This is a genomic window from Streptomyces silvisoli, from assembly GCF_029269905.1.
Taxonomy (GTDB): domain Bacteria; phylum Actinomycetota; class Actinomycetes; order Streptomycetales; family Streptomycetaceae; genus Streptantibioticus_A; species Streptantibioticus_A silvisoli_A.
Genome location: NZ_JARJBC010000002.1, coordinates 410,288 through 431,231, shown reverse-complemented (window position 1 = coordinate 431,231; position 20,944 = coordinate 410,288). Strand labels below are relative to the sequence as shown.

Below are 20,944 nucleotides of genomic sequence, written 5' to 3'. Positions count from 1 at the left end.
TTACGTGTCGCCGCCTCGCGAAGTCGCGGTGCGCCGACGGATGCCGATGGGACGGTTCGGACGCCGACCCGAACCCTAACCCTGAGGTTTAGGGTTACCAGTATGTCTGTTCCTTGTGTCCGTCTGCACAGGACACTAAGTCGACAAGCGGTACTCGTTCAACGAACACGCCGAACCTCCCGCTTTTCTTTTGACCCTATGTGATCACGCTCGATGCGGGCCAACCAGGGTCGCCCCGGACAATCTGCGCCGTCAACTACCCGATGACGCGGGCGCGGTGGGGGCGCTCACGTCGTAGTGCGTGGCACTCCCCTGCGCCTTCATCAGTGCGGCCAGCGCGGCGGCCTTCTGGGCACCGCGTTCCGCGCTGCCCCACAGGACCGAGCGACCACCGGTGAGTTCCAGCGAGATGGCGTCAAACGACCGCACTTGGATGGCTTGCGTCTGCTTCTGTACTGATTCAGGTAGATCCATAGCGACTTGCGCCGCCGCGTGGAGAAGTCGGTCTGTCCCGAAATAGCGGTTGCTGGGAGACTGGTTCTGGTCAGTCGACGCGGCGTCGCCCGCCAATTCGACGAACGGAACTCCGGAAGGCGGCGTCGAGTCCACGGCAAATCGGACACCGCCCGCGTCCAGTTCCTGGAACTTTCCGTCCTTTTTGAGAACTGCTTTTGGTGTTCGCTCGGTTACTTTCAGTGCGATCGAGTCCGGCCATGACCGTTCGACGTCAACCGAGGCGATCCGCAACAACCCCGAACGGAGCCGGTCCGCCACCGCGCGGGTGTCGACCGAGACCAACGGCGTCCCGATCCGCACCGCCGCCGCGGCCCTGACCTGGTCCGGGGTGAGCACCCGGGTGCCCGACACCTCGACCTGGCGCACCCTCAGCCACGGTGATCCGTAGACCAGATACGTACCGCCCGCCAGCAGCAGGACGACCGCCACCAGCAGTGCCAGCACACCGCGCCGGGACAGCCGCAGCCGTGGCGGGCGGCCGGGAGAGGGGCGCGGCCGGACCGGGCGAGCGCGCTCACGGTTGGCGGTCGTCGATCCGGCCACTGCCCCTCCTCTAGCTGCGCACGTCGTTCCCTATCCTGCCCGGCCGGCGGCGATGGCCTCGCGCACCATGCCGACGAGGAGGTCGTCCGCGTCGCGGCGGCCGAACTCGGCGGCGGAGCGTGACATCTCGTACAACCGGTGCGGATCGGTCAGCACCGGCAGGACGTTGCCCAGCACCCACTCCGGGGTCAGCTCGGCGTCGTCGACCAGCAGGCCGCCGCCCGCCTTGACCACCGGCTGGGCGTTGAGGCGCTGCTCGCCGTTGCCGATCGGCAGCGGGACGTACGCAGCGGGCAGGCCCACCGCGGACAGCTCGGCGACGGTCATGGCACCGGCCCGGCAGAGCATCATGTCGGCCGCGGCGTACGCCAGATCCATCCGGTCGACGTAGGGAACCGGGATGTACGGGGGCATGCCCGGCATGTTGTTCGGCTGCGGCAGCTCGTTCTTGGGGCCGACCGCGTGCAGGATCTGCACCCCGGACTGCTGGAGCCGCGGGGCGACCGCCTGGACGGTCTCGTTGAGCCTGCGGGCGCCCTGCGAGCCGCCGGAGACCAGCAGCGTGGGCAGGTTGGGGTCCAGGCCGAACGCGGCGCGCGCCTGCGGGCGCACGGCGGCCCGGTCGAGGGTCGCGATGGAGCGGCGCAGCGGGATGCCGATGTAGCGGGCGTCGCGCAGCTTGCTGTCGGGGGTGCTGACCGCGACGACCTTCGCGTAGCGGGACCCGATCTTGTTGGCCAGGCCGGGGCGGGCGTTGGCCTCGTGGACCACGATCGGCACCCCGAGCCGCTTGGCGGCCAGGTAGCCGGGCAGTGCCACGTAGCCGCCGAAGCCCACCACGCAGGAGGCCTTGGTGCGCTCCAGCACCTGCTCCGCGGCCTTGATGGTGCCGCGCAGTCGGCCGGGCACGGTGATGAGTTCCGCGGTGGGCCTGCGTGGCAGGGGCACGGCGGGGATCAACGCCAGTTCGTAGCCGCGTTCCGGAACCAGCCTGGTCTCCAGGCCCCGCTCCGTACCGAGCGCCGTGATACCCACGGTCGGGTCCTGCCTGCGCAGGGCATCCGCGAGCGCGAGCGCGGGCTCGATGTGGCCGGCGGTCCCACCGCCGGCGAGAACGACATGCACCGAAATTCACCGCTTCCTGGACGACCGTCGTCGGACGAGACGTCGCATGCTACGTGTCATTGCCCCTGTCACAGGACCCGCCCCCCGCGCGGCCAGCGCCGCCCTGGCTCCAGGCTCGCTCCTAGCGAAGGAGATCAGCAACCCGATCGCGAACATGGTCGGCAGCAACGCCGAACCCCCGTAGGAGAACAGCGGGAGCGGAACCCCGGCGATCGGCAGCAGACCGAGCACCGACCCGATGTTGACCACGGCCTGGGCCATGATCCACGTGGTCACGCTTCCCGCCGCGAACCTGACGAAGGGGTCCTCCGTGCGTCCGGCTACGCGGATACCCGCATAGCCTAGAGCCGCGAACAGACCGAGCACCGACAGCGTCCCCGCGAGCCCGAGTTCCTCTCCCGTCACCGCGAAGATGAAGTCGGTATGCGGTTCGGGGAGTTGACCCCATTTTTCCACACTCGCGCCAAGACCGGAACCAAACCATCCGCCCGAGGCGAGTGCATAGAGCCCGTGCACCGCCTGCCAGCACTGGTCGTTGGTACCCGGATCGGTGGCGCCGATGCACGCCAGTCGGGACATCCGGTGCGGGCTGGTCTTGATCAGCAGCAGCGCGAGCAGTCCCGCCACCCCCATGACGCCCGCGAACAGCCTGGTGGGCGCACCGGCCAGCCACAGCAGCCCGAACAGCATCGCGGTGAGCACGATCGCGGTGCCCATGTCGCCGCCGAGCAGGATCAGTCCGAGGATCAGCATCACCACCGGCACGAGTGGTACCAGCAGGTGCTTCCACTGGGTGAGCAGCCGCTTCTCGTACTTGCGGGCGAGCAGGTCGGCGCCCCAGAGCACCAGGGCGAGCTTGGCGAACTCACTGGGCTGCATCTGGAAAGGGCCGCCGACGGACAGCCAGTTCTGGTTGCCGTTGACCTTCTTCCCTATCCCCGGCACCTGTACCAGCACCATCAGGAAAATCGATCCGGCGAGCAGCGGATAGGCCAGCGCCCGATGGGTGCGCACCGGCAGCCGGGCGGCCACCACCAGCAGGACACCGCCGACGGCCGCCGCGAGCAACTGCTTGCGGAAGAAGTACGTGCCCGGCAGGCCCATCTGCAACGCCTTGACCTGGGAGGCGGAGAAGACCATCACCAGGCCCAGCACGATGATCAGCGCACTGCCGCCGACGATCAGGTAGTACGCGGTCAGCGGCCGGTCCCAGGCCCTCCTGGCCCGCTCGTACGCGAGCTGCGCTCCTCGCAGCTGCTCCGCCGGGCGCGGTGTGCCGGTACGCGGTGCGGTGCCCCGGGCGGAGCCGCGCGGTGGGCCGCCCGGGGCGGCGGCCGGGGTGCGGCGGCCGGGCAGCGGCTGCGCTCCCGGCCCGGGGCGGCGGCCACGGGCGGTCGAGCGGTCGGCCGTCATGCGCGTCCCCTCCATCGGTGCGTCGCGCCGGGTCCTCGGCGACGCGTGGACGCCCGGCTATCGGTTGTTGTGCAGAGCGCGTACGGCTTCGGCGAAGGCATCGCCGCGCTTGCCGTAGTTGGCGAACATGTCCATCGAGGCACAGGCGGGGGCCAGCAGGACGGTGTCGCCGGGCTGGGCAAGCGCTTTGGCGGCGTCGACCACGGCCGTCATCGCTTCAGTGTCGGTCCGTTCCAGGTCCACGACCGGGACCTCGGGGGCGTGTCGCCGAAGCGCTTCGGCGATCAGCGCGCGGTCGGCGCCGATGAGCACCGCCCCGCGAAGTCGCTTTGCCGATTTGGCGACAAGTTCGTCGAACGTGGCGCCCTTGGCCAGGCCGCCCGCGATCCACACCACATGCTCGTAGGCGGCCAAGGACGCCTCGGCGGCGTGGGTGTTGGTGGCCTTGGAGTCGTCGACGTAGTCCACACCGTCCACGGTCGCGACCCGCGCGATGCGGTGCGCGTCCGGGCGGAAGGCGCGCAGCCCGTCGCGTACCGCCTGCGGCTCGACGCCGTAGGCGCGGGCGAGCGCGGCGGCGGCCAGCGCGTTGGCGATGTTGTGCGGTGCGACGGTGCCCTGCTGGGCGATGTCGGAGACCTCGCACAGCTCCTGGGCGTTCTTGTGCCGGTTCGCCACGAAGGCCCGGTCGACCAGCAGGCCCTCCACCACGCCGAGTTGGGAGGGGGCGGGAGTGCCGAGTGTGAAGCCGATGGCCCGGCAGCCCTCCTCCACGTCGGCGCCGCGTACCAGTTCCTCGGTGGCCGGGTCGGCGGTGTTGTAGACGCAGGCGACCTTGTTGCCCTCGTAGGCACGGCCCTTGTCGGCGGCGTACGCCGCCATCGAGCCGTGCCAGTCGAGGTGGTCGGGGGCGATGTTGAGCACGGCGGCGGAGTGCGCGCGCACGCTCGGCGCCCAGTGCAGTTGGTAGCTGGACAGCTCCACGGCGAGCACGTCGTACGGCTCGTCGGAGAGCACGACGTCCAGGATCGGGGTGCCGATGTTGCCGACGGCCGCGGTCCGCAGGCCCCCGGCCTTCAGGATCGAGGCGAGCATCTGGACCGTGGTGGTCTTGCCGTTGGTGCCGGTCACCACGAGCCAGTCGGCCGCGCCCGCCCGTCGCCCTCCGCCCTCAGCCGAGGCGCCGCGCGCCGCGGCCACATCCTGTCCCCTTAGCCGCCAGGCGAGTTCGACATCGCCCCACACCGGCACGTTCGCCGCCGCGGCGGCGGTGAACAGCGGGCTGGTCGGCTTCCAGCCGGGCGAGGTGACGATGAGGTCGGTGCCCTCCGGCAGCGTGTCGCCGTCGCCGAGGCGGACCGCGATGCCCTCGGCCTCCAGGGCGGTGGCGGTCCGGCGCTGCTTGTCGCCGTCACCGCCGTCCACCACGGTGACCCTCGCCCCGAGACCGGCGAGCACCCGGGCGGCGCTCAGCCCGGTGACGCCGAGCCCGGCGACGGTGACGTTCTTCCCCGACAGTTCCATGGCAGTCCTTACTTCGCCGCGACGAAGCCCGCGTAGAACAGGCCCAGGCCAACGGCCATGCACATGCCCTGGATGATCCAGAACCGGACCACGACCAGGACCTCGCTCCACCCCTTCAACTCGAAGTGGTGCTGGAGCGGAGCCATTCGGAAGACCCGTTTCCCGGTGAGCCGGAAGGAGCCGACCTGGATCACCACGGAGAGGGTGATCAGCACGAACAGGCCGCCGAGGATGGCCAGCAGCAACTCGGTGCGCGAGCAGATCGCCAGCCCGGCGAGCGCGCCGCCGAGCGCCAGCGAACCGGTGTCGCCCATGAAGATCTTGGCGGGTGAGGTGTTCCACCACAGGAAGCCGAAGCACGCGCCCATCAGCGCCGCCGCCACCACCGCGAGGTCCAGCGGATCGCGTACGTCGTAGCAACCCGGGCCGGCGGTCAGCGGGTTGGCGCAGGACTGTCCGTACTGCCACACACCGATGACGGTGTAGGCGGCGAAGACCATCACCGAGGCGCCGGTGGCCAGACCGTCCAGACCGTCGGTGAGGTTCACGCCGTTGGACATCGCCAGGATCATGAACAGCGCCCAGATGACGAAGATCACCGGGCCGATCGACCAGCCGAAGTCCTGGGTGAAGGACAGCCTGGTGGACGCGGGCGTGGTGCCGCGCCCGTCGGCGAAGTTGAGAGCCAGGATCGCGAAGGTGATACCGACGATGAACTGTCCGGCCATCTTGGCCTTGGCGCGCAGGCCCAGGCTGCGCTGCTTGACGATCTTGATGTAGTCGTCGAGGAAGCCGACCACGCCGAGCCCGGCGAACAGGAAAAGCACCAACAGGCCGGACATGGTGGGGCGTTCGGAGACGATGACCTTGGTCAACGCGTAGGCGATCAGCGTCGCCAGGATGAACGCGATGCCGCCCATCGTCGGGGTGCCGCGCTTGCTGTGGTGTTCCTTGGGCCCGTCGTCGCGGATGAACTGCCCGTAGCCCTTGCGGGCCAGCAGCTTGATCAGCAGCGGAGTGCCGACCAGGGACAGGAACAGCGCGATGACACCGGAGATGAGGATCTGCTTCATCACTCGACGCCCTCGCCCTCGGCACCGTCGAGCAGGGCGAGTGCCACCCGCTCCAGGCCGACCGACCTCGATGCCTTCACCAGCACGACATCCCCCGGGCGCACTTCGCTGCGCAGCAAATCGATCGCCGTCTCCGCGTCGGACACGTGCACCGACTCCTCACCCCACGAACCCTCGTTCTTGGCGCCCATGTCCAGCCAGGCGGCTGCCTGGCCGCCCACGGCCACGAGCTTGCTGACGTTGAGCCGGACGGCGAGCCGCCCGACCGCGTCGTGCTCGGCGAGGGACTCCCCACCGAGCTCGGCCATCTCGCCGAGCACCGCCCATGTCCGACCCCCCTTTGCCCGTGCGGCCTCGCCCATGGCGACCAGCGCCCGTAGCGCGGCACGCATGGAGTCCGGGTTCGCGTTGTAGGCGTCGTTGACGACCGTCACACCGTCCGGCCGCTCGACGACCTCCATCCGCCAGCGTGAGAGTGTGCCCGCCTCCGAGAGCGCGGACGCGATCCGCGAGACGGGCATGCCCAGTTCACCGGCGACGGCGGCGGCAGCCAGCGCGTTCGACACGTGGTGCTCACCGTACAGCCGCAAGGTCACTTGGGCGCACCCGGTGGGTGTGCGGAGTGTGAAGACCGGGCGTCCGCTTCCGTCCAGGCGCACGTCCTCGGCCCGCACGTCGGCGTCCTCGGACTCGCCGAACAGCACGGTACGGGCCTTGGTGCGGCTGACCATCGCCCGTACCAGCGGGTCGTCGGCGTTGAGCACGGCGATGCCGCCGTCGGCCGCGGCGGGCAGCGCCTCGACCAACTCGCCCTTCGCCTGGGCGATCTGCTCGCGGCCGCCGAACTCGCCGATGTGCGCGGTGCCGACGTTGAGCACCACACCGATGCGCGGCGGGGTCAGTCCGGTCAGGTAGTTGATGTGGCCGATGCCGCGCGCGCCCATCTCCAGCACCAGGTGACGGGTGTCCTGGTCGGCGCGGAGAGCGGTGAGCGGCAGCCCGATCTCGTTGTTGAAGGAGCCGGGAGGCCAGACCGTGGGACCGATCTTCTCCAGCAGCTGGGCGATCAGGTCCTTGGTGCTGGTCTTGCCCGCGGAGCCGGTGAGCGCGACGACGCTGGCGCCGAGCCGTTCGATGACGGCCCGGGCGAGCGCGCCGAGCGCGGCCTGTACGTCGTCCACGACGATCGACGGACCGGCGACCGGCCGGGCGGCCAGCACGGCCACCGCACCGGCCGCCAGCGCGGACTCGGCGAAGTCGTGTCCGTCCACCCGTTCGCCGCGGAAGGCGGCGAACAGCGCGCCGGGGCGCACCTCACGGGAGTCGATCACCACGGGTCCGGTGACGGTGACACGCGGGTCGGGTATGTCGTGCATGCTCCCGCCGACCGCCTGCGCGACTTCGGCGAGGGTGAATGCGATCACTGCTGGTCCTGGTCCTTCGCTTGGCTGAGCGGAGTTTCGGCTTTCCGAAGCGCGGCGTTCCGGATCGCCGTACGCAGTACCTCACGGTCGTCGAAGGGGCGTACCACTCCGGCGATGTCCTGGCCCTGTTCGTGGCCCTTGCCCGCGACAAGGACGGTGTCCCCTGGTTCGGCGACCGTGACGGCGGCGGCGATGGCGGCCGCCCGGTCGGGCTCCACGGTGACGTGTCCGCGCTCGTGCGCGGGTACCTCGGCGGCTCCGGCCAGCATCGCGGCCAGGATCGCCAGCGGGTCCTCGGAGCGCGGGTTGTCCGAGGTGAGGATCGCGGTGTCGGCGAGCCGGGCGCAGGCGGCGCCCATCGGCCCGCGCTTTTGCTGGTCGCGGTCGCCGCCGCAGCCGAGCACGACGTGGATCCGGCCCTCGGTGACCTTGCGCAGGGAGCGCAGCACTGACTCGACGGCGTCGGTCTTGTGCGCGTAGTCGACCACCGCCAGATATGGCTGGCCCTCGTCCACCCGCTCCAGCCGCCCCGGCACGCCGGGCACGGCGGCCACGCCGTCGGCGGCGAGCTGCGGGTCGATCCCGGCGGCGACCAGGGCGGTGATGGCGGCCAGTGCGTTGGCCACGTTGAACGGGCCGGGCAGCGGGGCGGTCGCGCTGACCCGCTCGTCCTTGGGGCCGACGACGGTGAAGGTGCTGCCCCGCGGTCCCACGGTCACGTCCTCGGCGCGCCAGTCGGCGTCCGGGTGGCCCTCGGCGGAGTAGCTGACCACCGGCACGGTGGCCTCCTTCAGCAGCCTGCGGCCGTACTCGTCGTCGAGGTTGACCACCGCGGCGCGGCTGCGGGCCGGGGTGAACAGCGCCGCCTTGGCCTGGAAGTAGTCCTCCATGTCGGAGTGGAACTCCATGTGCTCCGGGCTGAGGTTGGTGAACACCGCGATGTCGAAGACCGCGCCGTCCACCCGGCCGAGCACCAGGGCGTGGCTGGAGACCTCCATGGCGACGGAGCGCACCCCGCGCTCCCGCATCACCGCGAACAGCGCCTGGAGATCGGTGGCCTCCGGCGTGGTGCGCTCGCTCTTGATCCGCTCGTCGCCGATCCGGGACTCGACGGTGCCGATCAGTCCGGTGTGCTCCTGGTAGGCGGCCCGCAGCCCGCCCTCGACCAGGTAGGCGGTGGTGGTCTTGCCGGAGGTCCCGGTGATGCCGATCTGCAGCAGGTGCCGGCCGGGCTCGTCGTAGATCGCGGCGGCCAGCGCGCCCATCCGGGCCCGCGGCTGGTCCACCACGAGGACCGGCAGTCCGGTGGCCGCGGCCCGCCGCTCGCCCTCGGCGTCGGTCAGGATCGCGACCGCGCCGCGCTCGGCGGCCTGGGCGGCGAAGTCGGCGCCGTGGAAGCGGGCGCCCGGCAGTGCCGCGTAGACATCGCCCGGACGGACCGCACGGGAGTCGTGGGTGATGCCGGTGGCGGGCTTCCCCGGGGCGGGCACCGCGGTGCCGAGCTGTTCGGCCAGCTCCGTGAGCGGCTTGGGGCGGACCTGGGACGGGCGCGGGAGGCCCGGGACGTGACCGGGGCCCTGCGCTTGGTGGGACTGATCAGCATGTGGCACGGCGGTGAGGTTACCGGGCGGGCCGGGGTCCGGGCGAAAAGGGGCCAGCTCCGGCGGCTCGGCGCCGGTTCCCTCCCCCGCCGGGTTTGTGATCGTTGTCACGGTGCCCTCACTGCTTGCCTGGCTGGAAGTCGACGGGGATCTGCGGTGCCGGAGCGCCGGTCGGCGGCACCTGGAGGGTCTTCAACGCGAACTCCATGACCTGCTTGAACACCGGCCCGCAGATCTGGCCGCCGAAGTAGCTGCCGACCGTCGGGTTCTGGATGACGCAGGAGACCGTCACCCGCGGCTGGTCGGCTGGGGCGAAGCCCATGAACGACGCCGTGTAGCCGTGGTAGCGGCCGGTCTTGGGGTCGACCCGGTTGGCGGTACCGGTCTTGCCCGCCACCCGGTAGCCGTCGATCTGCGCCTTGGTGCCGGTGCCCTGGTCGTCGCCGACCACCGACTCCAGCATCTCGGCGACCGTCTTGGCGGTCTTCTCGCTGACCACCCTGGTCCTCTTGGGCGCCGGCGCCGGGGTGAACTGGCCGTCGGGGCCGACGGTGCCCTTGACCAGGGTCGGCTGGATCCTTACCCCGCCGTTGGCGATGGTGGAGTAGATCGAGGTGGCCTGGACCGCGTTGACGGACAGGCCCTGGCCGAACGGGATGGTGTACTGCTGCGAGGTGCTCCAGTTCTGCGGCCTGGCCAGGATGCCGGGGGTCTCACCGGGGAAGTTCAGTCCGGTGGGCTCGCCGATGCCGAACCTCTTCAGGTACGAGTACAGCACCTGGTCGGCCTGGCTCTGGGTCCGCCCGAGCTGGCCGGTGGCCAGGATCGTGCCGATGTTGCTGGACTTGGCCAGCACCCCGTTGAGGGTGAGGTCCCAGGTGCCGTGGTCGACGTCGTCGTGGAAGACCCGGTCGCCGCGCTGCAGGGTGCCGGGGACCACGACGTGCGTCCACGGGGTCGCGACGCCCTGGTCGAGGACGGCGGACATGGACATCAGCTTGCTGACGCTGCCCGGCTCGTAGGCGTCCTGGAGCGCGGCGTTGCCCAGCGCGGCGGGGTCGGCGCCGCTGATGTCGTTGGGGTCGAAGCTTGGGGCGTCGGCCATGGCCAGGATCTGTCCGTTGCGCGCGTCCTGGACCACGACGTAGCCGCGGTCGGCGTGTGACTGGCGCACCTGCTGGCTGATGGCGCTCTGGGCGGCCCACTGGATGTCCCGGTCGATGGTCAGCTCGACGTTGGTGCCGGGGACCGCGGCCTGCTCCTGGAAGCCCGCGCTGGGGATCATCTGGCTGCCGGACTGGGCGTAGGTCATTTTGCCCGGCTTGCCGGCGAGTTCGGCGTTCAGCCCGGCCTCCAGGCCGCCCGCGCCCTGCTGTTGGCCGTTGACGAAGCCGAGCACCCCGGCGGCCAGCTCGGTGTTGGGGTAGACGCGCCTGCTGGTGGGCTCGGACAGCACGCCGTTGAGCAGTCCGGGGACGCCGCGCTTGGCCGCCTGGTCGGCCAGGGTGCTCTTGAGGGCCTTGATCCGGTTCCACACCTGCGGCAACTGGCGGCGGGCCAGCACCACGTAGCGGGACTTGGGCGTGGCCAGTTGCTGGGCGATGGTCTGCTCGTCGCCGCCGATGACCGGGGCGAGCAGCTTGGCGGCCTGCTGCGGCGCGTCGCCGATCCTCGCCTGCTGCGGGGCGAACAGGTACGGGTCGGCGGTGATGTCGTACGCGTCGACGCTGGTGGCCAGCGGTACGCCGAAGCGGTCGGTGATGTCGCCGCGCTTGGCGGCGACCTCCACGGGCTGGTAGCGGTTGAGGTCCGCCTTGGCCGCGTACGCGGAGGCGTCGACCACCTGCACCTGGAACAGGCGGACCGAGAACACCACGAGCACCACGGTGAGCAGCACGGTGACCAGCCGCAGCCGGGGCCTGGGCTGCATCAGCCGCAGCGCCGGGGTCACCGACGGCCCGGCCTGGCCGGAGGCCCGCGGCCGGGGCGTGGCCACGGGCCTGCGCGGGGCCTGGCGGGGCGGCTGGCCCCGGCGGGGCGGCTTGGGCTCGGTCACTCGCTCACCTTCCGGCGCTCGGGGCGGGGGCGTTCGGTGGCGCGCCGGCCTGGCTGGGTACGCCGTGCACCCTGCCGTCGGCGCCGAGGAACACCGGGGTGCCGCCGGGGACCATGCCGAGCCCCCGGGCCCGCTGCTCCAGTGTGCCGGGGGCGGAGTCGCGGTCGACCTCCTGCTGGAGCGCCTGCTCCTGGTCGGTGAGGTCGGTGGTCTCCTTCTTCAGCTTCGACAACTGGAAGGAGCCCTGGTTCACGGCCGTGTTGAGCAGCAGCAGCGAGATCAGCCCACTGGCCAGCAGCGCCACCACCAGCAGCACGAACGGCGCCCGGGCGGCCTTCGCCGACCGCCTGGTGCGGCCGGGCAGCAGCCTGCCCAGCCCCGCCCCGGCCGCCGGCCTGGGTTTGCCGCCGGTCACGGGGCGTCCCGCTGGTCGTGGGCGTCCTCACGGACGCGTTCGGCGGCGCGCAGCCGGGCCGGGGCGGCCCGGCGGTTGACGGCGATCTCCGCCTCGGTGGGCAGTTCGGCGCCGCGGGTGAGCAGCCTCAACCGTGGCTGGTACCGCTCCGGTACGACCGGCAGGCCGGGCGGTGCGGTGCTGCTGGCGCCCGCCGCGAAGACCTGCTTGACCAGCCGGTCCTCCAGCGAGTGGTACGAGAGCACGGCGATCCGGCCGCCCACCGCCAGTGCGCCCACACCCGCCGGAATAGCCCGTTCCAGCACCGACAGTTCACCGTTGACCTCGATCCGCAGCGCCTGGAAGGTGCGCTTGGCCGGGTTGCCGCCAGTGCGCTTGGCGGCCTGCGGCAGTGCGGCGCGGATGAGTTCGACCAGCCGGGCGCTGTTGCGGAACGGCTCACGCTCCCGTTCCCGCACGATCGCCTCGACGATCTTCCGGGCGAACTTCTCCTCGCCGTACGTGCGCAGGATGCGGACGAGTTCACCGGGCGGATAGGTGTTGAGGACCTCGGCGGCGCTGATGCCGGTGTCCTGGTTCATCCGCATGTCCAGCGGCGCGTCCTGGGCGTACGCGAAACCCCGCTCGGCCTCGTCGAGTTGCATGGAGGAGACGCCGAGGTCGAACAGGATGCCCTGGACCTTGGGGATCGCCAACCGCCCCAGCACGTCGGGGAGTTCGTCGTACACGGCATGCACCAGGGTGGCCCGGTCGCCGTACGGCGCCAGCCGCTCCCCGGCCAGTTTGAGGGCGGCCGGGTCGCGGTCGATGGCGACCAGCCGGGCCTGCGGGAAGTTGGCCAGCAGCGCCTCGCTGTGGCCGCCGAGGCCGAGCGTGGCGTCGACCACCACCGCGCCGGGTTCGGTCAGCGCCGGGGACAGCAGGTCCAGGCAGCGCTGGAGCATGACCGGGACATGGCGTGGCTCCTCCACAGTCACCGCCCCGTTCCGGCGTCGCCGGGCCGCGACCGCGGCGAGAGGCGGGGGGTGCCCCCCATGCCCTCAGGGCATGGGGGCTTTTGACTGGTGGTGCTCATCTGGGCCCTCTTGTCGGACTGCGCCCTGGGAACGCTGGACGTACCGCCGGGTCCCCGCCCGCTCGGAAGGGGAAGCGGTCGGCTGGCGCCGGGGAAGTAGCACCAGCAGACCATGGAGCGGGAGGAGGCCTGGCGTCACGTACGCGGATGGCGCGGGCGTGGCTGCCGGGTGTTTCGGATGCGGACGGTTCGGACGGTTGGCGGCGCGGTCACAGTATTCCGGGAAGCGCCTCCTGCGACAGGGCCGAGAAGGACTCCTCCTGGGCGGCGAGGTAGTGCTCCCAGGCCGCGGCGTCCCACACCTCGACCCGGTTGTTGGCGCCGATCACCGCGCAGTCCCGGAACAGGCCCGCGTAGTCGCGCAGCGGCTGCGGGAGGGTGATGCGGCCCTGCTTGTCGGGTGTCTCGTCGGTGGCCCCGGCGAACAGCACCCGCATGTAGTCGCGGGCGGCCTTCGAGGTCACCGGCGCCTGCCGCAGCTGCTCGGTGACGGCGCGGAACTCCGTCACCGGCCAGACGCACAGGCAGCGTTCCTGGCCCTTGGTGATCACCAGTCCGTCGGCGAGCTGGTCGCGGAACTTGGCCGGGAGGACGAGCCGGCTCTTGTCGTCGAGCCGCGGCGCGTACGTTCCGAGGAACATCCGCACCTCCCGTACTCGACCCGCACCGACCGCCCGGACTGTCCGAAACATCTCAGTGGGAGCACGTCGCCTCCCACTTCGCGCCACTTTACTCCACGATGCCCCACGGTCAACCGACGTCAGCGTCGTCCGGGCGGCACCGTGACACGCGAAGCCGCAGGCCAGAGCGGTTGCGGCGGCAGTATGCGCGGGCGCCCCGGCGCGGCGGGCCCAGCATCGCGCGCCCCCCGCGCGCAATTCACCCGTTCAGGGGAACGGGCTCCCTGCCTGTGGGTTACCTCACAGGATGCGTAATTGACATGGTAATTACGCAGTTTCGGCCATGCCTTGGCGGGACAGCGGGCCCGTCGCCCGTTACGGTCTCGGCATGCCGATACCTGCACCGTTGCCTGCCGACGCCGCCCAGGGATCCGTGATCGACCGCCTGGTGGAGGCCAACCGTCGATACGCGGCCGACTTCCACGACCCCGGGATGGACGCCCGCCCGGTACTGAAGGTCGCCGTCGTCGCCTGTATGGACGCCCGCATCGACCTGCACGCCGCGCTCGGCCTCCAACTGGGCGACTGCCACACCATCCGCAACGCGGGCGGTGTGGTCACCGACGACACCATCCGCTCACTGACCATCAGCCAGCGCGCCCTGGGCACCCGCTCGGTCGTGCTGATCCACCACACCGGCTGCGGCCTGCAGTCGCTGACCGAGGACTTCCGCACCGACCTGGAGCGCGAGGTCGGCCAGCGCCCGACCTGGGCGGTCGAGGCGTTCTCCGACGTGGACCAGGACGTACGGCAGTCGATGGCCCGGGTGCGCACCTCGCCGTTCCTGCCGCACACCGACGACGTACGCGGCTTCGTCTTCGACGTGCACACCGGTCTGCTGCGCGAAATCGCCAGCGACTAGGGCCCTCTTGGCGCAGGCCCGTGACGTACGGCCAAGCCGAAGGGAAGAATGCACACGGCGGCACCGGCTTGCCCGGTGCCGCTTCAGCCGGGGAGGGCCGGTGCTCGGGTCGCTACCGGCCGCTCCCCCAGGACAAGGGCGCCAGCCCGCCGCACATGGGCCTAGGAGGGCCGGGTGACGACCTTTGACGCACGAGCGAGCCTCAGCGATCTGACCACCACCGCCGACCGGGTGCGGCGTTCGGTGGAGAACGTGATCGAGGGCAAGCCCGAGGTCGTACGGCTGGCGCTGACCGTGCTGCTCGCCGAGGGGCACCTGCTGATCGAGGACGTCCCGGGGGTGGGCAAGACGATGCTCGCCAAGGCGCTGGCGAGATCCATCGACTGCTCGGTGCGCCGCATCCAGTTCACCCCCGACCTGCTGCCCTCGGACATCACCGGGGTCAGCGTCTTCGACCAGCAGCGCAAGGACTTCGAGTTCAAGCCGGGCGCGATCTTCGCGCAGATCGTGGTGGGCGACGAGATCAACCGGGCCTCGCCCAAGACGCAGTCCGCGCTGCTGGAGTCGATGGAGGAGCGACAGGTCACCATCGACGGCAGCACGTACGAACTCCCCAGCCCCTTCATGGTGATCGCCACCCAGAACCCGGTGGAGATGGAGGGCACCTACCCGCTGCCCGAGGCCCAGCGGGACCGCTTCATGGCCCGGGTCTCCATCGGATACCCCAGCCCCGAGGCGGAGTTGCAGATGCTGGACGTGCACGGCGGCGTCAGTCCGCTGGACGACCTGCAACCCGTGGCGCACGCCCATGAGATCGCCAAGCTGGTGGAGGCGGTGCGCACGGTGCACGTCGCGCCCGGTGTGCGGCGGTACGCGGTGGACCTGGTGGGCGCCACCCGGCACCATCCGGAGCTGCGGCTGGGTGCCTCACCGCGCGCCACGCTGCACCTGGTGAGGGCGGCGCGGGCCGCGGCGGCGCTGGACGGACGGGAGTTCGTGCTGCCGGACGACGTGCAGGTGCTGGCGCCGGCGGTACTGGCGCACCGGCTACTGCCCACCGCCCAGGCGCAGTTGAACCGGCGCACCCCGGAACACGTGGTAGCCGAGATCGTCCGCCGCACCCCGGTTCCCGACCCGTACGGCCCCGGACAGCGCGGCCGGTCCCTGTGAGGACGCGTACGGCTGGCGCCGTTTCCGCGAACCGCGGCCGGGGCGCGGCGGGTTGGGCGCCGCCGGAACGCGTCACCGCGGCCGCTCGCGGTCGCGGCGGGCAGTTCCTGCCGTCGCGAGCACCGTGCCGACCGCGGTCCGCGCCAGCCCACCGGAAGCGGGGAGCCGTCTCATGACCGCCGAGCCCGAGAGGGCGGTACGGCAGGCCCTCGGAGGGCTGACCACCCGTGGCCGGTCGTTCCTGGCCGCGGGGCTGGCCGCGGGCATCTGCTCGTACGTCCTCGGGCAGCCCGACCTGCTGCGGGTCGGGCTCCTGCTGGCCGGGCTGCCGCTGGTCTGCGTGCTCGCGCTGTACCGCACCCGGTACCGGGTGGCCAGCACCCGTCGGCTGAGCCCTTCGCGGGTGCCCGCGATGTCCGAGGCGCGGGTGCTGCTGCGGGTGGAGAACGTCTCCCGGCTGCCCACCGGCCTGCTGATGCTCCAGGACCGGGTGCCGTACGTGCTCGGCCCGCGCCCGCGGTTCGTCCTGGACCGGGTCGAGCCGGGCGGCCACCGGGAGGTGGCCTACCGGGTCCGCTCCGACCTGCGCGGCCGCTATCCGCTCGGGCCGCTGCAACTCCAGTTGGCGGACCCGTTCGGCATGTGCGAGCTGACCCGGTCGTTCACCACCGCCGACACACTGACCGTGGTGCCGCGGACCGAACCGCTTCCGGGGGTGCGGCTGGCCGGTGAGGCGTCGGGGTACGGGGACAGCGGCTATCGCGCGCTGGCGCTGGCCGGTGCCGACGACGTGATTCCGCGCGGCTACCGGTACGGCGACGACCTACGGCGGGTGCACTGGCGATCCACCGCCAAGTACGGGGAGTTGATGGTGCGTCGCGAGGAGCAGCCGCACCGGGCCCGCTGCACGGTACTGCTGGACACCCGGCGCGCCGCCTTCCACGGCGCCGGTCCCGACTCCTCCTTCGAGTGGGCGGTGACCGGCGCCGCGTCGGTCGCCGTGCACATGCTGGAGCGCGGCTACGCGGTCCGGTTGCTGACCGACTCCGGCAGCTGTGTGCCGGGCCCCGACGGCGCCACCGCCTTCGGCGGCTCGGGTGCCGAGTCCTCGGAGACGGCCGGGCTGCTGCTGGACGCGCTCGCCGTGGTGGACCACTCCGAGGCCTCCGGGTTCTCCGCCGCGCACGAGGTGCTGCGCGGCGGGAACGAGGGGCTGGTGGTGGCCTTCCTCGGCGAGCTGGACGAGGAGCAGGCGGCGGCGGTGGCCCGGATGCGGCAGCGCACCGGAGGCGCGGTCGCCTTCGTGCTGGACGGACGGGAGGACGGCGCGTGGGCCACCGACCCGCTGCGGACACTGCGGGAGGCGGGCTGGACGGCGCTGCCGGTCCGGACCGGCGACCAGCTCGCCGATCTGTGGCGGCGGGCGGACGGTTCCGCCTCGCCCGGCGGGACGGGGGCCGGGCGATGAGCGCGGGGACACGGCTGACGTTCTGCGCGGCACTGGCCTCGTTGCTGACGGCGTGCTCGCTGCTGCCGCTGGCCACGCCGACGGTGTGGCTGGTGCAGGCCGCGGTGCTGGTGCTGGCGCAGTCGGCGGTGGGCGCGGTCGGGCGGCGGATTCCGCTGGCCAGGCCGCTGACGGTGGCGTTGCAGGCGGTCGTGTCGCTGGCCCTGCTGGCCCTGGTGTTCGTCCGGGGCCAGGCGGTGCTCGGCGTGCTGCCGGGTCCGTCCGCGATCGGCGGCCTGGGCCGGCTGCTCGGGGACGGGGTGCGCGACGTCGGCCAGTACGCCACTCCGGCGCCGGTGACCGGCGGGATCCGGTTGCTGCTGGTGGGCGGGGTGCTGCTGGTCGCGCTGGTGGTGGACGTGCTGGCGGTGACCTACCGCAGCGCCGCCCCGGCCGGGCTGCCGCTGCTGGCGCTGTTCTCGATCGCCTCCGGGCTCGACGAGGGGGGCGGGCACTGGCTGTGGTTCCTGCTCGCGGCGGGCGGCTACCTCCTGCTGCTGCTCGCCGAGGGCCGGGACCGGCTGTCCCGCTGGGGCCGGGTGTTCGGCGGCGCGGCGCGCCGTTCCGGGCCTCCGGCGGACGCCGCGGGGCACGGCGCGGTGGCGCCGGTGCGCACCGGGCGGCGGATCGGCGCGCTGGCCCTGGGCCTGGCACTCGTGGTGCCGGCGCTGCTGCCCGCGATGGGCGGCGGGCTGCTGGACGCCGGCGATCCGGACGGGCCGCTCGGCCACGGCGGGGGCACCATCACCGCGGTCAATCCGCTGGTGTCGTTGCAGAACAACCTCAACCAGCCGGCCGACCGGGAGGTGCTGCGCTACCGCACCACCTCCCCCGACGCGCTCAGCATGTATCTGCGGGTCATCACCCTCGACCAGTTCGACGGCACCTCCTGGAAGGCGTCGACCCGCGGCGTCACCGACGTTCCCGGCACTCTGCCGTCGCCCGCCGGGCTCAGCCCGGGGGTGCAGGTGAGCCAGGTGGCCACCTCGATCGCCGCCGCCTCCTGGTACGCCCAGAGCTATCTGCCACTGCCCTATCCGGCGACGAGGGTGCGGATCGGCGGCAACTGGCGGTACGAGCCCGAGGGCCGCACCCTGGTCGGCGACCACGGGCAGACCACGGCGAACGCGCAGTACCAGGTCGCCAGCCTGCTGGTGGCGCCGACCGCGCGCCAGCTCGCCGACGCGCCCCCCGCCCCGGACCGGATCCGTCGCGAGTACACCCGGGTGCCCGGCTCGCTGCCGCCGGAGGTACGGCAGACCGCGCAGCAGGTGACGCGGGGCGCCACCAACGACTACGAGCGCGCGGTCAAGCTGCAGAACTGGTTCACCCTCACCGGCGGCTTCACCTACGACACCCGGGTACAGGAGGGCAGCGGCCCGGACGCGATCGTCCGCTTCCTGCACGACAAGCGGGGCTTTTGCGTCCACTTCGCCTTCACCATGGCGGCGATGGCGCGCACCCTGGGCATTCCGGCCCGGGTCGACGTGGGATTCGTCCCCGGCACCCAGCAGCCGGACAACTCCTGGTCGGTCGGGCTGAAGGACGCGCACGCCTGGCCCGAGCTGTACTTCGAGGGCGTCGGCTGGACCCGCTTCGAGCCCACCCCGAGCCGGGGCAGCACCCCCGACTACACCCGGGACACCAGCACACTGCCCAGCGGCCATGACCCGGCCGGGCCGCAGCAGGGCGCCAGCGCGGCGCCGTCGGCCAATCCGTCCGCCGGGACGGCCTGCGCCCAGGGGGGCCACCGCGCCGATGACTGCGGAGCCGTCGGGCAGCCCGCGTTCGGCGCTCCGACCGGCGGCAACGGCCCGGGCGGCGGGGTGCTGGCGGGCGTGGTCGGTGTGGTGCTGCTGGGCGCGCTGTGCGCGCTGCCGATGGTGTGGCGGTCCCGGGTGCGCGCCGCCCGGCTGGCCCGCGCGGAGGGCTCGCCGGGCGGCCGGGGGCTGACCGCGTGGCTGGAACGTGCTGACGGCTCGCCGGGCGCCCAGCCGGGACGCGATGACGGCGCGCCAGGTGACCGGGTGCTGGCCGGCTGGCGGGAGCTGGTGGACAGCGCCTGGGACTACGGCGTGCTGCCGAACGACGCGGAGACCCCGCGCCGGGCGGCCGACCGGCTGGTCCGGGCGGCCCGGCTGGACGACGAGGCGGCGGCAGCGGCGCGCCGGTTGGCGGTCGCGGTGGAGCAGGCGCTGTACGCACCGGCGCCGGGCCCGGTGGCGGAGGTCGCCGAGGACGTGCGGCGGGTGCGCCGGGCGCTGTACGCCGGGGCCGACCGGGTCACCCGGCTGCGGGCGGTGCTGGCGCCCCGGTCGGCGGCGCGGCTGGGGTGGCGGGTCGCCGATCGCTGGGGGCGGGTGGTACGCCGGGGGCGCGAGGTGGCGGAGCGCGCGGCAGCGGTGGTCAGGGTGCGTTGAGGGGCGCGGGTTCCGGTGGAACCCGCGCCCCTCGACGGCACGCTCTGCTGAGGACTCCCGACTCAGGGACCCTGCTGCTCATCGCGGCGGCGCTGCCACCGCTCCTCGATCCGGTCCATCACCCGTCCCCTGCGCCGGGGATGACGGCCGTACGGCCCCGAGGACATGCCCATGCCCGGCTGCTGCTGGGCGGGTTTGGCGGAGCGCCGCCAACCGGTGATCGCGAGCGCGGCGCAGCCCAGCATGACGAGGAAGCCGACCACGCTGATCCAGATCTGCTGGGCGACCATTCCGGCCATCAGCAGCCCGATGCCGACCAGGAAGCCCGCTACCGCCTGGTAGACACGTCGTCGAGTGAACGTGCGCAGCCCGCTTCCCTCAAGCGCCGACGCGAACTTGGGGTCTTCGGCATACAGCGCTCGCTCCATCTGCTCAAGCATGCGCTGCTCGTGCTCCGAGAGCGGCACGGAGTCCTCCTACTCGTCGGTCGCAGGGGCGCGACCGGTACGACCCTTTCAGGATAGGCAGGGATTCGTCCCCGTGAAACCCGCCCCTGAGCGCCAATCCAGCCGCCGATGCGCTTGTCGCGTACCCGCTTCGGTGACGAGCGCGGCGGACCGAGGAGTGCATTCCCCACCCGCCGGTTCGTCATGCTGTCGTTGCTTTACCCAGATGATACGTTCCACATCCCCGGAACGGGCGGGCTGTGACGGACTGCTCGCCCGGCTCGTCAGCCGCGGTGCGCCAGCACGTGCAACTGCGTCGCGATCGAGTGGAACGCGGGCAGTTCGGCGGCGGCCAGTTCCAGCTTGAGCAGCGCGTCCAGCGCGCCGGGCTCGGTGTCCACCAGCACTCCGGGCACCAGGTCGGCGAAGACCCGCACTCCGTGCACGGCGGCGACCGCCAGGCCCGCTTCGGCGACCAGCGCGGTCAGGTCGTCCGCGGTGAAGCGGCGGGGCAGCGGGTCGCCCTCGCCCCATCGGCCGTCGGGGTCGGTGAGCCCCTGCCGGGCCTCGGCGAAGTGCCCGGCGATGGCCCGGGCGAGCACCGCGCCGTTGCGGCTGGCGGCCAGCAGGCTGAGGGTGCCGCAGGAGCGCAGCGCACGCACCACGTTGCGCACGCCCTCGGCCGGGTCGTCCAGGTACTCCAGCACGCCATGGCAGAGCACCACGTCGTACGAGGACGGCGAAACCACGTCGAGCAGGCCGTGCGCGTCGCCCTGCACCCCGCGGATGCGCTCGGTGACCCCGGACTCGGCCGCCCGCCGCTCCAGCCCGAACAGCGCGTCGGGGCTGGGGTCGACCACCGTCACCCGGTGGCCGAGCCGGGCGACCGGAACCGCGAAGTTCCCGGTGCCGCCGCCGGTGTCCAGTACGTCGAGCACCTCCACACCCGAGGCTTTGGCCTGCCGTTCCAGGGCGTCCTTGAGCACCTCCCAGACAACGGCGGTTCGCAGGGAGGCTCGGGGGCGCAGCGGATCTGACACGGCGGGGCGGCTCCTCGGCGCGGCGTGCCGGGCTCTGCCGCCCGGACACGGAAC

General features: G+C 72.2%; 17 protein-coding genes. 4 read left to right on the top strand and 13 right to left on the bottom strand.

Features of this window, described 5'->3' with window-relative positions:
• Window positions 1–252: 252 nt before the first annotated feature.
• The 11 genes from P3G67_RS05055 to mraZ form a co-directional block, all read right to left on the bottom strand.
• Window positions 253–1,059, bottom strand: a complete 807-nt coding sequence (locus tag P3G67_RS05055; protein WP_391858200.1) for a cell division protein FtsQ/DivIB — start codon at window positions 1,057–1,059, stop codon at window positions 253–255.
• A gap of 30 nt (window positions 1,060–1,089) precedes the next feature.
• Window positions 1,090–2,184, bottom strand: a complete 1,095-nt coding sequence (murG, locus tag P3G67_RS05050; RefSeq protein WP_269854370.1) for an undecaprenyldiphospho-muramoylpentapeptide beta-N-acetylglucosaminyltransferase — start codon at window positions 2,182–2,184, stop codon at window positions 1,090–1,092.
• Between the two features lie 6 nt (window positions 2,185–2,190).
• Window positions 2,191–3,597, bottom strand: coding sequence for a putative lipid II flippase FtsW (gene ftsW, locus P3G67_RS05045; RefSeq protein ID WP_276092347.1), 1,407 nt, complete (start codon window positions 3,595–3,597; stop codon window positions 2,191–2,193).
• A 57-nt stretch (window positions 3,598–3,654) separates the two neighbouring features.
• Window positions 3,655–5,121: a UDP-N-acetylmuramoyl-L-alanine--D-glutamate ligase gene (gene murD / locus P3G67_RS05040; RefSeq protein ID WP_276092346.1), complete on the bottom strand. Its 1,467-nt coding sequence runs from the start codon at window positions 5,119–5,121 to the stop codon at window positions 3,655–3,657.
• 8 nt (window positions 5,122–5,129) lie between these two features.
• Window positions 5,130–6,194: a phospho-N-acetylmuramoyl-pentapeptide-transferase gene (gene mraY, locus P3G67_RS05035; protein WP_269854367.1), complete on the bottom strand. Its 1,065-nt coding sequence runs from the start codon at window positions 6,192–6,194 to the stop codon at window positions 5,130–5,132.
• On the bottom strand, window positions 6,194–7,618 hold the full coding sequence (locus P3G67_RS05030) for a UDP-N-acetylmuramoyl-tripeptide--D-alanyl-D-alanine ligase (RefSeq protein ID WP_276092345.1): 1,425 nt from the start codon (window positions 7,616–7,618) through the stop codon (window positions 6,194–6,196). Before P3G67_RS05030 ends, mraY begins: the two co-directional genes overlap by 1 nt.
• Window positions 7,615–9,330 (bottom strand): UDP-N-acetylmuramoyl-L-alanyl-D-glutamate--2,6-diaminopimelate ligase, encoded by a 1,716-nt coding sequence (locus tag P3G67_RS05025; RefSeq protein WP_391858199.1) that lies wholly within the window; start codon window positions 9,328–9,330, stop codon window positions 7,615–7,617. The genes P3G67_RS05030 and P3G67_RS05025 overlap by 4 nt, the downstream gene beginning before the upstream one ends.
• A gap of 7 nt (window positions 9,331–9,337) precedes the next feature.
• Window positions 9,338–11,275, bottom strand: coding sequence for a peptidoglycan D,D-transpeptidase FtsI family protein (locus P3G67_RS05020; RefSeq protein WP_276092343.1), 1,938 nt, complete (start codon window positions 11,273–11,275; stop codon window positions 9,338–9,340).
• 4 nt (window positions 11,276–11,279) lie between these two features.
• The gene (locus tag P3G67_RS05015) at window positions 11,280–11,690 is read right to left on the bottom strand and encodes a septum formation initiator family protein (RefSeq protein ID WP_276092342.1); all 411 of its coding nucleotides are present in this window, start codon (window positions 11,688–11,690) and stop codon (window positions 11,280–11,282) included.
• Window positions 11,687–12,661: a 16S rRNA (cytosine(1402)-N(4))-methyltransferase RsmH gene (gene rsmH / locus P3G67_RS05010; RefSeq protein WP_276092444.1), complete on the bottom strand. Its 975-nt coding sequence runs from the start codon at window positions 12,659–12,661 to the stop codon at window positions 11,687–11,689. Before rsmH ends, P3G67_RS05015 begins: the two co-directional genes overlap by 4 nt.
• A gap of 313 nt (window positions 12,662–12,974) precedes the next feature.
• Window positions 12,975–13,406 carry a division/cell wall cluster transcriptional repressor MraZ gene (gene mraZ / locus P3G67_RS05005; RefSeq protein ID WP_276092341.1) on the bottom strand — a complete coding sequence of 144 codons (432 nt, stop codon included), beginning with the start codon at window positions 13,404–13,406 and terminating at the stop codon, window positions 12,975–12,977.
• Between the two features lie 367 nt (window positions 13,407–13,773).
• On the opposite strand from mraZ, the gene P3G67_RS05000 reads away from it, so the two are divergent.
• From P3G67_RS05000 to P3G67_RS04985, 4 genes are all read left to right on the top strand, one after another.
• Window positions 13,774–14,307 carry a beta-class carbonic anhydrase gene (locus P3G67_RS05000; protein ID WP_269854363.1) on the top strand — a complete coding sequence of 178 codons (534 nt, stop codon included), beginning with the start codon at window positions 13,774–13,776 and terminating at the stop codon, window positions 14,305–14,307.
• 174 nt (window positions 14,308–14,481) lie between these two features.
• Entirely contained in the window at window positions 14,482–15,477 is a 996-nt protein-coding gene (locus P3G67_RS04995; protein ID WP_269854362.1) for an AAA family ATPase, read from the top strand.
• A gap of 172 nt (window positions 15,478–15,649) precedes the next feature.
• The gene (locus tag P3G67_RS04990) at window positions 15,650–16,945 is read left to right on the top strand and encodes a DUF58 domain-containing protein (RefSeq protein WP_276092340.1); all 1,296 of its coding nucleotides are present in this window, start codon (window positions 15,650–15,652) and stop codon (window positions 16,943–16,945) included.
• Window positions 16,942–19,404, top strand: coding sequence for a transglutaminase family protein (locus P3G67_RS04985; RefSeq protein ID WP_276092339.1), 2,463 nt, complete (start codon window positions 16,942–16,944; stop codon window positions 19,402–19,404). The genes P3G67_RS04990 and P3G67_RS04985 overlap by 4 nt, the downstream gene beginning before the upstream one ends.
• A gap of 62 nt (window positions 19,405–19,466) precedes the next feature.
• On the opposite strand, the gene P3G67_RS04980 is transcribed toward P3G67_RS04985, so the two are convergent.
• Complete coding sequence (locus P3G67_RS04980; RefSeq protein ID WP_269854359.1) at window positions 19,467–19,871, bottom strand: DUF3040 domain-containing protein; 405 nt, start codon at window positions 19,869–19,871, stop codon at window positions 19,467–19,469.
• A 263-nt stretch (window positions 19,872–20,134) separates the two neighbouring features.
• Window positions 20,135–20,890, bottom strand: coding sequence for a methyltransferase (locus tag P3G67_RS04975; protein WP_276092338.1), 756 nt, complete (start codon window positions 20,888–20,890; stop codon window positions 20,135–20,137).
• Window positions 20,891–20,944 lie beyond the last annotated feature (54 nt).

Excerpts from the sequence above, each read along its gene's own strand:
- ftsW (WP_276092347.1), bottom strand. The coding sequence starts at position 3,597 with ATGACGGCCGACCGCTCGACCGCCCGTGGCCGCCGCCCCGGGCCGGGA.
- murD (WP_276092346.1), bottom strand. The coding sequence starts at position 5,121 with ATGGAACTGTCGGGGAAGAACGTCACCGTCGCCGGGCTCGGCGTCACC.
- mraY (WP_269854367.1), bottom strand. The coding sequence starts at position 6,194 with ATGAAGCAGATCCTCATCTCCGGTGTCATCGCGCTGTTCCTGTCCCTG.
- mraZ (WP_276092341.1), bottom strand. The coding sequence starts at position 13,406 with ATGTTCCTCGGAACGTACGCGCCGCGGCTCGACGACAAGAGCCGGCTC.
- P3G67_RS05000 (WP_269854363.1), top strand. The coding sequence starts at position 13,774 with ATGCCGATACCTGCACCGTTGCCTGCCGACGCCGCCCAGGGATCCGTG.
- P3G67_RS04990 (WP_276092340.1), top strand. The coding sequence starts at position 15,650 with ATGACCGCCGAGCCCGAGAGGGCGGTACGGCAGGCCCTCGGAGGGCTG.
- P3G67_RS04985 (WP_276092339.1), top strand. The coding sequence starts at position 16,942 with ATGAGCGCGGGGACACGGCTGACGTTCTGCGCGGCACTGGCCTCGTTG.